This window comes from Nonomuraea zeae, from assembly GCF_005889725.1.
Lineage (GTDB): Bacteria > Actinomycetota > Actinomycetes > Streptosporangiales > Streptosporangiaceae > Nonomuraea > Nonomuraea zeae.
This window is the reverse complement of the sequence record NZ_VCKX01000299.1, coordinates 1-14,472: the sequence shown is the minus strand read 5'-3', so window position 1 is coordinate 14,472 and position 14,472 is coordinate 1. Positions and strand designations below refer to the sequence as shown.

General features: G+C 67.9%; 17 protein-coding genes and 2 pseudogenes. 6 read left to right on the top strand and 13 right to left on the bottom strand.

Annotation, left to right across the window (positions count from 1 at the left end; genetic code table 11):
• From ETD85_RS65170 to ETD85_RS51075, 11 genes are all read right to left on the bottom strand, one after another.
• The coding region (locus ETD85_RS65170) for a hypothetical protein (protein WP_206059401.1) at positions 1 to 331 on the bottom strand (331 nt) is incomplete at its 3' end.
• 273 nt (positions 332 to 604) lie between these two features.
• The gene (locus ETD85_RS51120) at positions 605 to 1,219 is read right to left on the bottom strand and encodes an arginase family protein (protein WP_206059400.1); all 615 of its coding nucleotides are present in this window, start codon (positions 1,217 to 1,219) and stop codon (positions 605 to 607) included.
• Positions 1,220 to 1,559: 340 nt separating this feature from the next.
• Positions 1,560 to 2,309, bottom strand: coding sequence for a transposase (locus ETD85_RS51115; RefSeq protein ID WP_138697105.1), 750 nt, complete (start codon positions 2,307 to 2,309; stop codon positions 1,560 to 1,562).
• Positions 2,310 to 2,368: 59 nt separating this feature from the next.
• Positions 2,369 to 3,283, bottom strand: coding sequence for a hypothetical protein (locus ETD85_RS51110; protein ID WP_138697104.1), 915 nt, complete (start codon positions 3,281 to 3,283; stop codon positions 2,369 to 2,371).
• On the bottom strand, positions 3,280 to 3,570 hold the full coding sequence (locus ETD85_RS51105) for a hypothetical protein (protein ID WP_138697103.1): 291 nt from the start codon (positions 3,568 to 3,570) through the stop codon (positions 3,280 to 3,282). Before ETD85_RS51105 ends, ETD85_RS51110 begins: the two co-directional genes overlap by 4 nt.
• Before the next feature lie 73 nt (positions 3,571 to 3,643).
• A complete protein-coding gene (locus ETD85_RS51100) occupies positions 3,644 to 3,877 on the bottom strand; it encodes a hypothetical protein (protein ID WP_138697102.1) in 234 nt (77 codons plus the stop codon).
• Positions 3,878 to 4,319: 442 nt separating this feature from the next.
• Entirely contained in the window at positions 4,320 to 5,471 is a 1,152-nt protein-coding gene (locus tag ETD85_RS51095; RefSeq protein ID WP_240779974.1) for a tyrosine-type recombinase/integrase, read from the bottom strand.
• Entirely contained in the window at positions 5,468 to 5,944 is a 477-nt protein-coding gene (locus ETD85_RS65165) for a hypothetical protein (protein ID WP_206059399.1), read from the bottom strand. The genes ETD85_RS51095 and ETD85_RS65165 overlap by 4 nt, the downstream gene beginning before the upstream one ends.
• Before the next feature lie 8 nt (positions 5,945 to 5,952).
• Positions 5,953 to 6,267, bottom strand: a complete 315-nt coding sequence (locus tag ETD85_RS51085; RefSeq protein WP_138697101.1) for a hypothetical protein — start codon at positions 6,265 to 6,267, stop codon at positions 5,953 to 5,955.
• A gap of 129 nt (positions 6,268 to 6,396) precedes the next feature.
• On the bottom strand, positions 6,397 to 6,648 hold the full coding sequence (locus tag ETD85_RS51080) for a hypothetical protein (protein WP_138697100.1): 252 nt from the start codon (positions 6,646 to 6,648) through the stop codon (positions 6,397 to 6,399).
• Complete coding sequence (locus ETD85_RS51075) at positions 6,645 to 7,409, bottom strand: hypothetical protein (RefSeq protein WP_138697099.1); 765 nt, start codon at positions 7,407 to 7,409, stop codon at positions 6,645 to 6,647. Before ETD85_RS51075 ends, ETD85_RS51080 begins: the two co-directional genes overlap by 4 nt.
• Before the next feature lie 193 nt (positions 7,410 to 7,602).
• On the opposite strand from ETD85_RS51075, the gene ETD85_RS51070 reads away from it, so the two are divergent.
• The 3 genes from ETD85_RS51070 (at position 7,603) to ETD85_RS51060 (ending at position 8,667) form a co-directional block, all read left to right on the top strand.
• Positions 7,603 to 8,055: a hypothetical protein gene (locus tag ETD85_RS51070; RefSeq protein WP_138697098.1), complete on the top strand. Its 453-nt coding sequence runs from the start codon at positions 7,603 to 7,605 to the stop codon at positions 8,053 to 8,055.
• A gap of 61 nt (positions 8,056 to 8,116) precedes the next feature.
• Positions 8,117 to 8,422: a prevent-host-death family protein gene (locus tag ETD85_RS51065; RefSeq protein ID WP_240779973.1), complete on the top strand. Its 306-nt coding sequence runs from the start codon at positions 8,117 to 8,119 to the stop codon at positions 8,420 to 8,422.
• Complete coding sequence (locus ETD85_RS51060; protein ID WP_138697097.1) at positions 8,419 to 8,667, top strand: hypothetical protein; 249 nt, start codon at positions 8,419 to 8,421, stop codon at positions 8,665 to 8,667. Before ETD85_RS51065 ends, ETD85_RS51060 begins: the two co-directional genes overlap by 4 nt.
• 1,402 nt (positions 8,668 to 10,069) lie before the next feature.
• Here the strand turns inward: ETD85_RS51060 and istA are convergent.
• Entirely contained in the window at positions 10,070 to 11,548 is a 1,479-nt protein-coding gene (gene istA / locus ETD85_RS51055) for an IS21 family transposase (protein WP_138697096.1), read from the bottom strand.
• A 368-nt stretch (positions 11,549 to 11,916) separates the two neighbouring features.
• Here istA and ETD85_RS67120 point away from each other — a divergent pair.
• The 3 genes and pseudogenes from ETD85_RS67120 to ETD85_RS67115 all read left to right on the top strand — a co-directional run.
• Positions 11,917 to 12,072: pseudogene (locus ETD85_RS67120) on the top strand (transposase); the annotation flags it as partial.
• 267 nt (positions 12,073 to 12,339) lie between these two features.
• Positions 12,340 to 13,689 carry a hypothetical protein gene (locus ETD85_RS51045; protein WP_206059398.1) on the top strand — a complete coding sequence of 450 codons (1,350 nt, stop codon included), beginning with the start codon at positions 12,340 to 12,342 and terminating at the stop codon, positions 13,687 to 13,689.
• Complete coding sequence (locus tag ETD85_RS67115; RefSeq protein ID WP_276617405.1) at positions 13,686 to 13,808, top strand: hypothetical protein; 123 nt, start codon at positions 13,686 to 13,688, stop codon at positions 13,806 to 13,808. Before ETD85_RS51045 ends, ETD85_RS67115 begins: the two co-directional genes overlap by 4 nt.
• 251 nt (positions 13,809 to 14,059) lie before the next feature.
• Here the strand turns inward: ETD85_RS67115 and ETD85_RS63905 are convergent.
• Positions 14,060 to 14,472: pseudogene (locus tag ETD85_RS63905) on the bottom strand (hypothetical protein); the annotation flags it as partial.

Sequence of the window (14,472 nt, the reverse complement as noted above, 5' to 3'; positions counted from 1 at the left end):
TCAGAGGGGTATAAGAGACAGCCCCCGCCACCGCCGTCGGCCTCGGCTTCACGACGGTCGTGACCACCCAGCTCGCGCGACTGTTCGGCCAGGAGGCGGCCCAGCCCGAAGCCTTGCACGTGCAGGACTGGAGCGCCGAACGGTGGACCTCGCCGCCCGGGCGCAGCACCTGACGGACCACGGCCTGTTCGGGCATCCGCTCTACCAGCGGCCCGCGCTGGCCGGTCAATTGCACTGGGCGTCGACCGAAGCCGCCACCGACCATGCCGGTCATGTCGAAGACGCTGTCCTCGCAGGTGAGGAGGCTGCCCGCGCCGTTCTCGCCGCCCATTCCGCGCAGTGAGCCGGTTCGGCTGCTGCGGCCGGGCTCGGGAGGTGATGGTGACTGCCCGGCGCAGGCATCCCATCCGCCTGCCGAACGCCCCACACCCCAGCCCCAAGACCCGCGTCCTCGTAACCGCCCACATGACGAGCGGATGTGACCGCAACGTATGAGAAGGTGTCTTTGATCCCCGTAAGGATTTTGGATCACGCTCGGAGCAAGCCCAAAGGCGTCACCTCCATCGCGATAAGGCCGATGGAGGCACCGAGGATAGGTCGACCGTCAGCGCGTCAGTGCGGCGCCCAGCAGGCGGATCACCTCGGCCTCGCCGGGGTTGACGTCGTCGCTGGATGGCGCGTGTTCGGTGATGGCTGCCCCGATGATGTCGTCCACGTGGGAGATGAGGTCGATCAGTCGCTGCGGCTGCACGCCGTTTGGCTCGGGATAGCAGGTTGCGCCAAAGATGGTGGGCTCCAGGACATCGAGGTCGATGTGGACGTACACGGGGCCGCGCAGACCGTCGAGTGCGCGCTCCAGGTCGTCGACGCCGTACCTGCGCAGGCCGGTCTTCGCGAGGTACTCGTGCTCGGACGCGTCACCCGCTCGCTCTCCAGTGATGATCACCTGATGTGGTGCCAGCGGATGCTCCAGGGTGAGGCCGGTCGGCCCGTCTCCGAGTAGGGCGCGCACCACCATCCCGTGGAAGGCGCCTGATGGCAGCGTCTGCGGGCTGTAGGTGTCCGGGTGGGCATCGATCCACAGCACCGTCAAGGCGTCCCCATAGCGGGTGTAGGCAGCGGCGATCGGCGGGATGTCGACCGCGCAATCGCCGCCGATAGTGATCACCCGATCGTCGATGCCGACCAGTGCCTTCTGCGTCAGCCGCTGGTTCTCCACGAGCACGTCGTACGCGGACCCCGGCGGCTTTGTCCCCGCCCGTTTCAAGCACCGGCACGGTCACCACCGTGTCGGCCGGGATGAGTTCGGCGGCGCGGCGAGCGCCGGCCATCAGCTGCGGCGCCTTGCTCGACGCCGATCCTTGCCATTGGGGTACGCAGAGTACAGTCGTCATGCGGCGACAATACGAGCTGCCAGAATCAAGGGTCTAGATCGATCTCTTGCTTTGTCGGGTAAGTCCGCCATATCGACACGATGGCAGGAATCTATCCAGAAAGTTCTCACCACCGCCCCCGGTGCTGGACGAATAGGCGACAGCGGTCACTCCTATGCCGAAGAATCAGCCGGACGAATACTCACCGAAGCTCGCTTGAGTCTGGTCTTCGCTCAAGCAGCTTGCGCCGAAACCGACGCTCGTCATGTCCACGTCGGCGCGGCGACGTTCCTGCTCAGGCAGCGTGTCACCAAGGTGATCGTGGCCCAGGTCAGGCGGGGTTCTGCATGCTGGGGCAGTCGTTCGTGGTCGATCGCATTGCGGCGGGTGTTCATCATCCACCCGATCGAGCGCTCGACGATCCAGCCGGTCTGACCCGGCCGTTCCGTCACGATCTTGAGGGTGAGGTGCAGGAACCGCCGAGCCCATTCCACCAGCGTTTCCGGCGTAGGCGCTGTCGCCCCAGATGAGGGTGAGCTGCGGGTGCAGCATCCGCAGCCGGGCGAGCAGTTCGCGGGCGGCGTCACGGTCGGGCTGCCCGGCCGGGGTGACCATCACGCCCAGCATCAGGCCCTTGGTATCAACGACTAGGTGACGCTCCCTCCCCTGTACTTTCTTGCCCGCGTCGTAGGAGCGCGATCGCCCGGTTACTGTGGCCGCGGCCCGCACCGACTGGAAGTCGATGATGGCCGTGACTGGGTTGGGGCAGCGGCCGGCGCGCAGCCGACGCACCTTCGCCGGAAACTCCGACTGGAGCCGCAAAGAGCTCATCGACATCGCCGCCTCCATCGACAAGCTCGACGTGCCCGCGTTCAACGGATAACCGGAGGAGGCCCCGGCCTTCAGGCCGGGATGCCGAAGTGGAAGAAGAAACACGAAACTACGCCGATCGCCTGGGCATCCGACAGCAGAGGCGAAACGGCAGGTCAAGTGCGTTATACGGTTGGAAGGGGGCCCCGCTGCGGCGGGGCTCTACTCATGCCAAGAGCGGCTCCTCGATGTGGGCGGGCACCGATCCGCACGACACGGCCGGTGAAGCCAGGGAGAGCCAGGGGCAGCGGCTCAACGGAGCACACGTCACTGGCACGGTGCCGAGACGGCGACGGCGCGGCGGCCATCCGCAGCGTCCGGCACGGGTACGCGGTGCTGGAGGAGCATTCGCCGCAGACCAGCATCCGCTCCGGCGGATGGTCGCGCGGGCCGGGCCCGGACTTGTGGACGATGATCTCCTTGGGTCCATGCCACGCCATGAGGGCGACGTCCGCCTCGGTGCGGTGCCCGACGAACGCTGGCCCGCCACGGTCGGCCTGGTGGCTGATCGCCTCGCGCATCCACCGTGCGAACTCGGAGGCGTTGTCGCGCACCTCCGGCGCCACCGGCGGCGGCTCCCACGCGTGGCCGCGTTCCCCACAGTTCCGGCACTCGCCGACGTGCGGCCAACCGGTCTCCTCCGGAGGCCCCCACCAGTCCGGCGTCACCGGCACCTGATCGCCCGGGTCGTTGGTGAACCAGATGCAGAACCGGTCCCCGTGCTTCACGTACGGCATCAGGCGCGTCCCATCTGCTCGTCGGTCACCTCGCGCGCCACCCTCCACCGTCCGGCCGTCCCACAGGGTCGCCTCCCAGATGAAGCGCGGCCGCACTCGATGCGGGTGCAGCTCGGTCGGCGGCGTGGTCGACGGGACGAGCACGTTGTCCTCCGGGGGCGGGTCGATGCTCACCCAGACCTCGCGAACCTGGGGCGGGGCGGGCTCGGCGCCTCCTCCAGTCGCGTGGTGCTCGGCCACGGTCTCCAGCCAGGCCCGCGCCGCATCGAGCGCATCAGTCGGGGCGTCAGGGACGGCCATCACGAACGCCCCTCCTCGTCGGCCTGGCCCTCGTGGGCGTCGGCGGCCGGGACGGTGGGCGGCGCGTCCAACAGGGCTTCGTCCCAGTGGTAGCCGCACGACGTGCAATGCCGGGCGAGCCGTTCCGGCCTAGCCACATCCACAACGCGATTGTGGTTCCACGGCAGGACGAGCGGGCCGCGCGCCGGCCGGTACTGGAGAGTGGCGCCGATCCACCCGCACTTCGCGCAGGTCGGTTCAAGGGCGCTGTACGGCGGGAGCACCGCGGCGGCGGCAGGGGGTTGGGTCATGTGGTCGTGCTTCCTCTCGGGGGCAAGGCGAGAGGAAGCTAGACCATTACGTCGTTAGTGTCTTATCCGCAGGTCACGGCATCGGGACGGGGATACAGGGTTCGTCGGCCGCGTCAGCGAATAGGCGCATGCACCGCCTGCAGTTCACGGCGATGACGTCGTCGCTCCAGATGGGGCCCGTCTGCACGACGGGAGTCTCGCCGAGCGCGCCCGCCACGATCATGTCCTGGATCTGCTCGGCCGCTACCCGGACTTTGAAGGTGGTAGCCGCTTGCCACTGGTGGGTGTTCGTCTCGTTGGTGTTCATGGTCGGGCATCCTGGCCACCGAGACGGCTTAGTGTCCGCCTCCGATTCGCGGCCTGGCAGGATTGCCATTGAGACGGCAGGGGTTCACTCTCTGCGCATGGGAATAGAAGTAGTAGCAATAGCCAGCGCCCTACTGACGGTCGCACGGCGGCCGGTCCTGCTCGCGATCGCTATCGCATCGTTCGTACTCGCAGGTATCAGCGCGCTGACCGTGTCCGCCTTAGTGAGCGGCTGGTGGAGTGATCTACTCATCAACGTCGGCACCAGCCTGATCTTCGTTGGGGCTATCGAGTTGCTCATCCTGGGCGCGCTACGCAAACTCATTGACGAGCCGGGCTCGCCCTTACCCTCGGCCCCGACTTCTGATCGTCCTCATCCTGTCCGCAGGACAGGATGGGAGCGATCAGAAGTCAACTCACGCCGTGCCGTCTTCCGCCCGGTGTCACCTACGAACCGCACCCGGTAGCGGAACCGGGTCAGGGGTGGCGAGGTTGTCCACGGCCGCGCGGCGGGTCCGCTCCGGCCGCCGGTCGTACTTCGCCGTGGTGGCCGGTGAGGAGTGCCCGACGAGGGCCTGCGCGGTGGCCAGGTCCACCCCGGCGTCGAGCAGTTCGCCGATGAACGTGCGCCGGAAGTCGTGCGCGCGCGGGGTCTCGTCCAGCCCGGCCTGGGCGGCGCGCTCGCCGAGCACGTTGCTGACCGTCCGCGCGTCCATGAACGCGACCCGGCCATGCTCGTCGCGGCGGATGTGCCTGCCGCGCGGGGTGAACGGCGGAAACAGGCCGCCCGGGTTGCGGCGGCGCACGGTCAGCCACGCCTCGATCCGGCCGACCGCGCTGGCCGTCAGGTACACCATGCGCTCCTTACTCCGCTTGCCCCGGATGCGCAGCGAGCGGGCCACCGGGTCGTAGTCGGCCAGCGCCGCCCCGGCGAGCTCGAACCGGCGCACGCCGGTCGAGTACAGGGCGGCCAGCATCGCCGCGTCCCGAAGCGCCACCCGCCGCAGTTCCTCCCGTTTGACCGGCTCCTCGACGTCATCTCGGTCGAGGTCGTCGTCGCAGGCGGCCATCATCGCGCCGACGCGCTCGATCGGCAGGTGACAGCCGGCGGGGAGGGTGATGCCCTCGAACTGGTTGACGCGCTGGGCGCGGTCGCGTTCGTCAGCGTCCATCAGGTCGAGCAGCCACGCCCGGTCGAGGACCTGGCGCAGCGCCACGACGTGCTTGTTCCGGTAAGCGATCGACCAGGGCTCTCGGGTGCCGTCCTTCTTGCGGCTGGTCGCCTGGCCGATCAGGGCGCGGATGCGCTGGGTGTGCTCGGCCCGCAGCAGGTGCCATCTGATCGTCTCGCCCGTGATGGCGAGCGTGGCCGGGTCCTTCTTGCCCGTGGCGGGGTCGGTGCCGGCGGGCTCTTGGTCGGTCATGAGGCGGGCGATCCGGTCGAGGCAGCCCTTCATGGTGCGGCGGGATTCGCGACCGTCGAGGCTGTCGAGGTAGGCCCAGTACGGGTTCTTCTGCCGGTCGTGGGCCGCCGCCACGGCGGGCAGCGTCTCCGCGCCCACTGTGGTCACCACCTCGGGCAGGTTGTCACTCACTGCGGGCCTTCGGTGTCGGTGGGCTGGACGTGGGTGAGGGCGATAAAGCTTCCTTCGCCCTCCACCCACACGACGGGCGTGTGCCCACTGAGAACGATCGCCGCGGTGCGGGTCCGGCTCGGCTTACCTTCGCCTTGGCGGGCGCCGGTCCAGTAGCGGACGGGCGTGCCGACCGGGACGCGGGCGTTCCATTCGGTGACCACGGCTTGCCGCGCCTGCTGTCGCGCCTGCTCCAGCGCCTCGGCCACGGCCTCGTGCGCGTCCACTTGGACGTCGGCCATGTGGGCGTCGAACTGCTCGAACACCGCAGAGTCGTCCCACGGCGGGGTGGCCGTCATGGTGCTGCAGGAGCAGGTGCCGGACTGGAGGTCTCGCCCGGCCTGGGCGGACGCGACCGGGTCGAGGTCGAGCAGCAACCGGTGGGCCTTGAGGTCCACGGGCGGGTCGTCGGTGTAGTGCGGCAGGTCGATCACGGCGTCTTCTACATGGGGGTGTAGGTCGCGCCGTGCCGGCGGGCCATATCGGTGTCCTGGTCGAGGTCCTTGCAGGCCGTGCAGAACGGGACGGCGTCGCTGTACGGCGGGAAGGTACGCCAGTAGGCAGCAGGCTTCAGGCACCGGCAGGTGGTGGAGCCCGCTGCGAGCTGGGCGGCGTATCCGGCGATGACGTCGTACGCCTCGGCGGTGACGTGCGGCCGCAGCGCGGCAAGCCCGTCGCCCGTGATGGTGAGGCGCCGGCCTCGTAGCAGCTTGTGCGGGCCGAGGGCGACCCAGCCAGCGTCGCGGATGATCCGCATGGTGCGGGCGCGAATGCCCTGGCCGGGCCAGGTAGTCGCCAGGGTCCTTGTAGACGTGGAGGCGGAACAGCGCGACCCAGCGCAGGATGTTCACCTGCGCCGGGGTCGGCTTCCTCCTGGTGGAGGTCGTCACGGGATGCTGCTCGCGGCGATCAGCGCGGTCTTGACCTTCTCCAGGCGGGTCTTCCGGAAGCCGGGGAGTTGGACGAGCGCGGCGTCGGTCCAGTCCTTCAGGTCGCCGACCGTGAGGATCGGCGGGGCCGCGTCCTTCAGGGGGTTGGTGACGTGGAAGGTCAGGCCGGGCAGGGCCGTGATCGGGTGGTCGTCGGGCAGGCCGGACGCGATGGCCAGGTCGGCGGCCTCGGCCGTGGGGGTGGTCATCGAGTCTCGTTCCCTCCGGCGGCGCGGGCGGCGATGTTCTCGGCGTCGACCTCCATGACGGCGTCGCGCCACCGCCGGTACGCCTCCTTCTCGCCGATCAGGGCCCACATGCGGACGTACTCGTCGGGGAAGCGCTGCGCTTCCATGAGTTCGCCAACACGCTCGTTTTCGTTGAGGCGCTGACGCACGATCGGGATCAGCGCGGGCAGCGTGGTGGCGGCGGTCGGCGGCTCGTGGGGCATCTTAGGGTCGTAGGCTGCGATCCCCCACTTGGAACCCTCGGGGAGGGTGATGTGCCCGGCGGCCTTGTCCAGGGTGGCGATCCACGTGGGGGCGTAGTCGGCGGGGATTGGGCCGAGGCGGACGGTGTCGTACCCCGGCTTGGTGATCACGACAGCGACGGGAGCGACCTTCTGCCCGGTCGCCACGGCGTAGATGTCGGTGAGGGTCGGCAGGCGCTCCGCGCCGGGGCGCATGACGTTGATGATCTCGAGCAGGCGGCGCACGGCCTCACCGGGCGTGCCGGTCGGCAGGCCGAGGACGAGGGCGTTGATCTCGATCGCGGCCTGGGCGCACATCTCGCGGTCCTCTTCGGCGTAGCGGGGCTCGCTGTCGGCGGGCGGGATCTGGATGCGGTCGGCGAGGGTGTTCTTGCGGTCCCAGCCGTAGAACCATCCGGCGGTACCTCTGGAGAGGCGGGTCCACCGGGGGTGGGTGTCGAGGTAGGCGACGAGGGTCGCGCGATCGGCCTCGAACGGCACGAGCCGGATGTCCTGAACTTGCGTGAATGGGGTCCTTACTGGTTCCTGGGGCTTGTGTCGCGGGGAGTCCAGGACCGCTCCCGGGCTTGCCGCTTACGAAGATCATAGCGGTTTTATAGGCGGGAATCGACATTCCCGGTAATAAAAATCGAGCACTGAGAAACGTCAGTACGTGCCTTCGCGAAGTATCTGCATGGGAACCGAAGCGTTCTACGCCACGGCCGCGCAGGTCCTCCCTGCCGTCCTCATCGCCCTCATCATCGAGATCGGACTGATCTTGCAGGGGAAACAAGCGGCATACCGTGCGCTGTACGCAGAGATGAGCGACCCGCCGCCAATCATGTACCCCGGCCTGATCCAGATCGACCCAGTGGCCAAGAGGGAGTACGAGAGAGACCCGAAGGCCTACGCCTCGAAGATCCATCACGTAAGGATGGATCGTGCGAAGGACTCGATGGACAACTGGAACTATCTGGCGAAGTGGATCGCTGGGGTCTTCATCGCGGGCGAAGCGCTCGCATTCGCCGCGATCGGATACCGCTTGTCCAACTTTTGGACCTTCTACGGCGTCGCCACGTGCTTGGCAGCCTTGTGCGTTGCCGCCGTCCTGATCCCCATCTTCCGGTTCGACAAGGACTACGGGTAGCCAGCCACCATTTCCATCGGGGGCACATCCCTAAATCGGGAACTTCCCATATCCTGGACTCATGACGATGGACCAGTCGCATTTGGAGACCCTCGGGATCGCCGCGGCGAGCGACAAGCTCGGCCCGCTCGTTTCCCGCGCCGTCCACGCCCACCGCCCCACCCGAATCAAGCGCTCCGCCGAGGAGCACGCCGTTCTCATCTCCGAGGAGGACTTCAAGGAGTACCTGCGCCTCAAGCGCGAGCGCGAAGCCGCGAGCGTGCGTGAGCTGATGGCGGCGGCCGGCCGCGGCAACCTCGAAATGACGGTCTACAACTCGCGCGCCGAAGCGTACGCCGACCTCGGGCTAGGTGACGCCTCCAAGTGAAGATCCCCGTCCACCTCGCCCCCGACGTCAAGATCGCTCTGCGCTTGGCGCCGATGACCCTGCGCGCGTCGATCGTCGACACGCTGCTGGACTTCGGCGACGACCCCGCACCCCCCGAAGCCGTACCGTACGCCAAGATCCCCGGCGCGTACGAGCTGATCACCCCTACCTTCCGCGCGCTCTGCACGCACGGCCCGGAGGACGTGGATCACGTGTCGATCTGGGTCCTCCACATCAACACCTGAGCAACGGAAGACGCTGAGATGGTCCAGGAGCCCCCGCACCGCTCCTGGATCTCCTACCATTCGCCGTCCCGAGTTCGCCCGCCAGCGTGCGCTACAGAGAGATCATTTAGCGAAGATCGCGCGACGCGGACCCGACACGCGTCATTATTGCCCCGATCGACACATGTCGGACTCGAACACATGGACGAGGCACGCCGCACCGGCGTACGCTCGGCCCCCATGGAGCCATCCGCCGTCGAGGGGCCTCGTGGGCTCACCATGCCGCCTATGGTGCTCCTCGCCCGCACCCGCATGGCGTTCCTCCTCGCCCGCGCCCCGTCGTCGCCAACAACCAACACGAGTGGTGGGCGAAGATCGCCATCCCCCTCGACGGCGTCGACTACAGCGAAGTGCCGACGCTCGACGGGCGCGACGAGCAGTAGAGGGCTTGCCCCCGCCCTCCGGCGAGGGAGAACGGGGCTACCGCACGAGCCCCATGTTCAGGGCGGGGGCAAGCTGCCTGCGGCGGCGCGAGCCGCACGGCCGCCTGCCTCCCGCGCTGTGCCTGGACAGTTCGGGGTCTGCGCACCCCGCACAGTGCGGAGGCAGGCCGTTCAGGGGTGGCCGGTCACGCTCCCGGCTAGTACCACCAGGACGTCGCCGGTCGCGGCGCTCCCGCCACGGTTCCTCCCGCCCCCGCGGGGAGAATCGCCGGCGGGTCTGCGCCTGGAGCGCTCCCAATCGTGACCTGATCAGTGGGCGCGGGCTGCACGGTCGGGGCTCCCGGGACCGCCTTCGCTGCTTCCTCTCACGAACAGCTTTTGGGCCAGCGACCCGGCTGGAGCGTGGTTGACGAGGAGAACGAGTTTCCAGGCGAGCCCCGACCAACACTTCCGCCGCCACCCCCGCTTCCGTTGGACCGGCTGCTGAGGCTGACGCCTGTGGACGAGAGATACGAGTTGTAAGTGGGCTTGTCTCTGATCCCCTAGATGGTCGCCGCGCACTTCGGCCTGACCCGGGACAGGGCCGCCCAATCTCGGACGCGGGGCAGGCCACGTCGACGCTTGGCCGCGATAGGCCCCAACCGCCGCTATCTTCCTGCCAACGAGCAACCATGCCCCGACTGGGGCGACCCCGCTACCCCTCCCCTTACGAGCGCCGGACTTCCAGTGGTGCGTCGATACCACTGCGTGGTCTTGGGGTCACCCCTGCAATGGCTGGGGTGGACGTCCTGGTGCGCGCGATGGATAAGCCTGGGTCGACGCTCGCCAATGCCGCGACTGAGCAGCGGACTCCATGTCAACGGCCAAGTGCGTGTCGCCGCTGGTGGCCATGTAGAAGTCCCCACCTCTTCGTAGTTGACTATTCAGGCGGCGTAGGCCGCCGTCGAGGTCGGCGGCCAGCGGGGCGGGTGCGGGCGCGGTCATGACACCTGTCCGATCTTGTCCAGGGTGTACTCGGTCAGCGACCGGGTCGGGACCGGCGGCAGTTCCAGGACCAGGGCTTCACCGGCGGGTGCCGGCTGCGGCGTTCCGGCGCCGGCGGCCAGGATGGAGCGCACGTCCTCGGCCCGCCAGCGGCGGAAGCTCACCGCCCGCTCCAGCGCTGCGATCAGCGCCTGCTCGCCGTGCGCGGCTTGCAGCGCGGCCAACTCGGTCAGGTCGCCGGCCAGCCGGGTGTTGCCCGAGGCGCCCGAGCCGGTCAGGAACGATTCGGCCGCCGGGCCGAGCGCTAGGAACGTCTTCTCCGCCGCGGTCCTGGGCCGGGCGGCGCGGCGGGGTGCGGGCCGGGGGCCGCCGTAGTGCTCATCGGCCACCGACGCCTCGCCGGGCGCGACCGCGAGGTGGTCAGCGACCATCTCGCCGGTGGCCAGGTCACAAATCAGCAGCCTGCCCTGCTCCTCGCTGACTGCTACTCGGGTGCCGATCAGCCGCGTGGGCACCGAGTAGCGGGCCGAGCCGAACCGCACGCAGGAGAGCCGGTCGACCTTGCGGGTGACCGGCGCCTTGCCGATCACCGGCCGCAGCGACGGCAGCGCGGTCAGCAGCTCACGCTCGTTGGCCAGCCGCTCGGCCGGGATGGCGCAGATCTCCGAATGCGTCACCGTGTTGACCTCGGCGCACCACTGGCGGGCGGCCACGTTGGCGGCGATCAGGTCGTCGAACGGGGCCTGCGGCACGACTAGATCACCTTTGGCATAGCCGACTAGGTTCTCCACGATGCCCTTCGATTCCGGGTCGGCGGCCTCGCACCAGTCGGGCCGGAAGCCGTAGTGGGTGGCGACGCGCACGTAGTCGCTGGTGGGGATGACCTTGTTGGCGACCACGCCGCCCTTCAGACAGCCCATCCGATCGGCCAGCACCGCCTTGGGCACCCCGCCGAGTTCCTCGAAGCATTCGGCCAGCAACGCCAGCGTGGTGGCGGCCCGCTCGTTGTCGGCGAAGCGGACGAACCGCACTCTCGACCAGGCCAGCACCGCGCAGAACACGTGCAGCCCGCCGCCCGCATCGCCCCAGTCGATGACCAGCATCTCGCCCGGCGTCCAGACCGCCGGCCGCCGCCCCCGGTGATGACCACGCCGCCACCTCTTCTTCGCCTCGGCGACCAGCCGCCGGAAGTTACGCGCCGACCCGGCATACCCAGCGGCCTGGGCCAGCGGCAGCAGCCGTTTGGCCGAGATCTTCCCAGCCGTACTCCTGACCTTCTCGGCCACCAGCTCGGCGACCGCATCGAAGTTGTGCTCGCGCCGTCTGCGGCCCGGCGGCTTGTCCCCGGCCAGCGCCCGCTCGATGATGCGTCTGACGGTCTTGTGCGTGGTGCCGCACATCTCGGCGGCCCCGCGATAGGTGCCTACCTCGCGGTAGGCGGCGATGATGTCCATGACTTCCCCCGAAGACTTCATGGCCGGGCAGACCCCCTGAGCGGTGATCTCGTGACTGGCTGACACCGTCACGATCACCGCTCAGGGCACACCCCTCCTCACGACACGCGAACAGCGCGAAGCAGAAGTGGGGACCCAAACCGGCCATCAGTGGCGACCTCGAACTGGCCACCTGTGGGGACTTTTACATGGCCACGGACAACTACAACGTCTGCCCGCTGTCGGTTCCTGGGCGGATGTGCCATACGAGCTCCTCACACACAAGACCGCCATGACAGCGACGGATGTGCCCCCATTCTTCGTACTGGACATCGGTCGATCAACTATTTGACCGGTCGATTCATGTCATTCAGGGAGCGGACTTCTGCCTTTCGCGTGAGCGCTCGCCAAGGTACTCCGGCACCGCGGGCCGGGTGGAGAACTGTCAGGTGGACGTCTTCCTGGCCTACGCCTCCCCGCTGGGGCGGGCGCTGATCGACGCCGAGCTGTATCTGCCCAGGTCCTGGACCGATGATCGGGTTCGCTCGTCACCGCCGCGCACGCCCCAAGAGCCCGAGCGGGGCTGGTCCGCCTCACACCAGCAGAGATCCGCCGTATCCTGGCACACCTGACCAGCACCATCGCCCGCCCCCTCGCCCATGTGCTGGCCTGGTCCCAGTACCGCCGCGTGCATCAGACCCGGGCCCGGGCCAGCCATTGCCGAAGACAACGGCTGAAACATCACAAAACCCCGCTGTAGTAGTAGTAGTGAGGCTTCGCCTCGGACCGCCGAGATGTGTGGTTGGTGTGGACACGGTCGTGCGGGTGGGCGCATGCTCGCGACCAGGAAACGGTTGCGGTGGGTGGTCGCCATGGCGCGAGTCGTGGCGGTGAACGACGTCCTGGACGGGCACGTGCAGTTGGACATCGAGTGCCTGGACCGCATCTATCTCAACGCCTACGTGCCGATCCTGCAGACCAGCTCGCAAGTGGTGGCGCTCCTTTCCGGGCATCTGGGCTTCCCGTTCCCTTCGCCGGTGCTGTTCAAGCAACTGGGCGATCGATTCCGGCGTGCGGTCGTGTCCTTCGCCGAGACCAACCACATCCCGTGGATCAAGTTCGGCAAGGACCAGGCCAAGCTGGAGACGATGCAACCGTATCTAGCCCGCCAGGCCGCCACCGGCCGCTCCGGCGTGGCCGCGATCGGGGTAGCGCAGGAATTCCAACGGGTCTGGACCGCACACGAGGGCAAGACCTCCACCGGCACCCCGCGCTGGTCGTTCGTCAAGGCCGACCGGAGGGTGACCTGCTACTACTTCTATCTCTGGGATGCCGACTTCGGCCCGGCCTTCATCAAGATCTGTGCCTACTTCCCCTACCCGGGCAAGATCTGGATCAACGGCCACGAGTGGGCCAAACGCCAAGCGGTCAAGGCCGATCTCGGCTTCACCGAGCTGTCCAACGGGTTCGCCACCTGCGACGATCCGGCCGCGCTGCAGGAGATCTGTGACTGGCTCACCTCTGGGACGATCAACGTGTTCGTCCAGCGCTGGCTGCACCGGCTGCCGCTGCCCTTCACCGACAAAGACCATGACGCGGGCTATTGGTGGGAGACCTCCATGCGGCAGATCGAGATCTCCCGCACTCTGGTCTTCGACGCTCCCCGGCACGCCCGCGGCTTCTTCGAAGCGCTGATCGCCGACAATCTCGACATCGGCCGCCCGCACAACGTCGAAATCATCTTCGGCCGCCGGGTGCGCCGTGACACGGCGGGGACCTTCCGCACCGCCATCGATCGCCGTGATAACGGTGGCGTCCTCGTCAACGTCTTCTACAAGCACTCGCGGATCAAGCAGTACCTCAAGGACGGCCGGGCAATGCGCATCGAGACCGTCGTCAACGCCCCTCGTAATCTGGGCTGCCAGGCACGCCTGCACAACTTGGAAGTCAGGCCAAGGCCCGCGCCGCCAACCGGCGCATACTGGAGATCGAACGTGCCGGCCAGGGTTGCGTCCTTGCGAGTCCAGCCTTTGAGCGGATCGCGAACCCCACCACCGATGCGGTGGGGCGCAGGACCCCGGCGCTACGCTTCGGCGATCCTCGGGTCATGGCCCTGGCCGGCGCCCTATGCCACACACTGCTCGCCGCAACCGGCTTCACCAACAAGAACCTTCGTGTCTTGATGACCGGACTGCTCGGCACCACCGCCTACAGCACGGGCCAGATGACCTACGACCTACGACACCTGCACCTCAACGGACTGATCCGCCGCCTGCCCCGCTCCAACCGCTATATGTCCTGACCGAGGAGGGCATCCGCATCGCCGTCTTCTACACCAAGATCTACAACCGTTTACTCATCCCGCTGACCGCTGCCGATCAAGCCCAAGCGCCGCCCGAACTGCGAGCCGCGCTCAAGACCATCACCCGACACGTCGACGACTACGCCACCCAAGCCCGACTCCCTCGGGCGTCGTGAAACTTGACACAAACGTCCAGAAACGCGAGACCAAAGATCGCTAGCTGGAAGAGCGTAGGCCGAGTCCCGTCCGGCTCAGGCTGGTGGCTCCAGCCAGACGTATCCGGCCGTCGCCACCAGGGCGAAAAGCACGAGGATGGCGCCACGCGCCGCCCTGGCCCGCCGCGACATGTCCGCAGAGGACGTGGCCGTGAAGACGTGTTCCCTCACCAGCACGGCGTGGCAGGTCCCGCCCAGCCACAGGGAGACCAGCGCGAGCATGGGGATGATGTCCAGCTGGTTGAGCCCGTCGTCATCGGTGAACGGCATCACCAAGAAGACCCCGCACAGGGCCACATAGATGAGCGCCGACAGCCAGAGGTTGAACGAGCGCCGTTTGACCGCCGCGTATATGAACGCCCATGGTGTGCCGTACCCGCAGCTGAGGAGCGGGATGGCCGCCCACAGCCAGCTGCCCCAGGCGGCAGCCGGGGTGGTCGGCGGGGAGG

Excerpts from the sequence above, each read along its gene's own strand:
- ETD85_RS51070 (WP_138697098.1), top strand. The coding sequence starts at position 7,603 with ATGGGAACCGAAGCGTTCTACGCCACGGCCGCGCAGGTCCTCCCTGCC.
- ETD85_RS51080 (WP_138697100.1), bottom strand. The coding sequence starts at position 6,648 with ATGACCACCCCCACGGCCGAGGCCGCCGACCTGGCCATCGCGTCCGGC.
- ETD85_RS51105 (WP_138697103.1), bottom strand. The coding sequence starts at position 3,570 with ATGACCCAACCCCCTGCCGCCGCCGCGGTGCTCCCGCCGTACAGCGCC.
- istA (WP_138697096.1), bottom strand. The coding sequence starts at position 11,548 with ATGAAGTCTTCGGGGGAAGTCATGGACATCATCGCCGCCTACCGCGAG.
- ETD85_RS51085 (WP_138697101.1), bottom strand. The coding sequence starts at position 6,267 with ATGCGGATCATCCGCGACGCTGGCTGGGTCGCCCTCGGCCCGCACAAG.
- ETD85_RS51100 (WP_138697102.1), bottom strand. The coding sequence starts at position 3,877 with ATGAACACCAACGAGACGAACACCCACCAGTGGCAAGCGGCTACCACC.
- ETD85_RS51065 (WP_240779973.1), top strand. The coding sequence starts at position 8,117 with ATGACGATGGACCAGTCGCATTTGGAGACCCTCGGGATCGCCGCGGCG.
- ETD85_RS51045 (WP_206059398.1), top strand. The coding sequence starts at position 12,340 with ATGCTCGCGACCAGGAAACGGTTGCGGTGGGTGGTCGCCATGGCGCGA.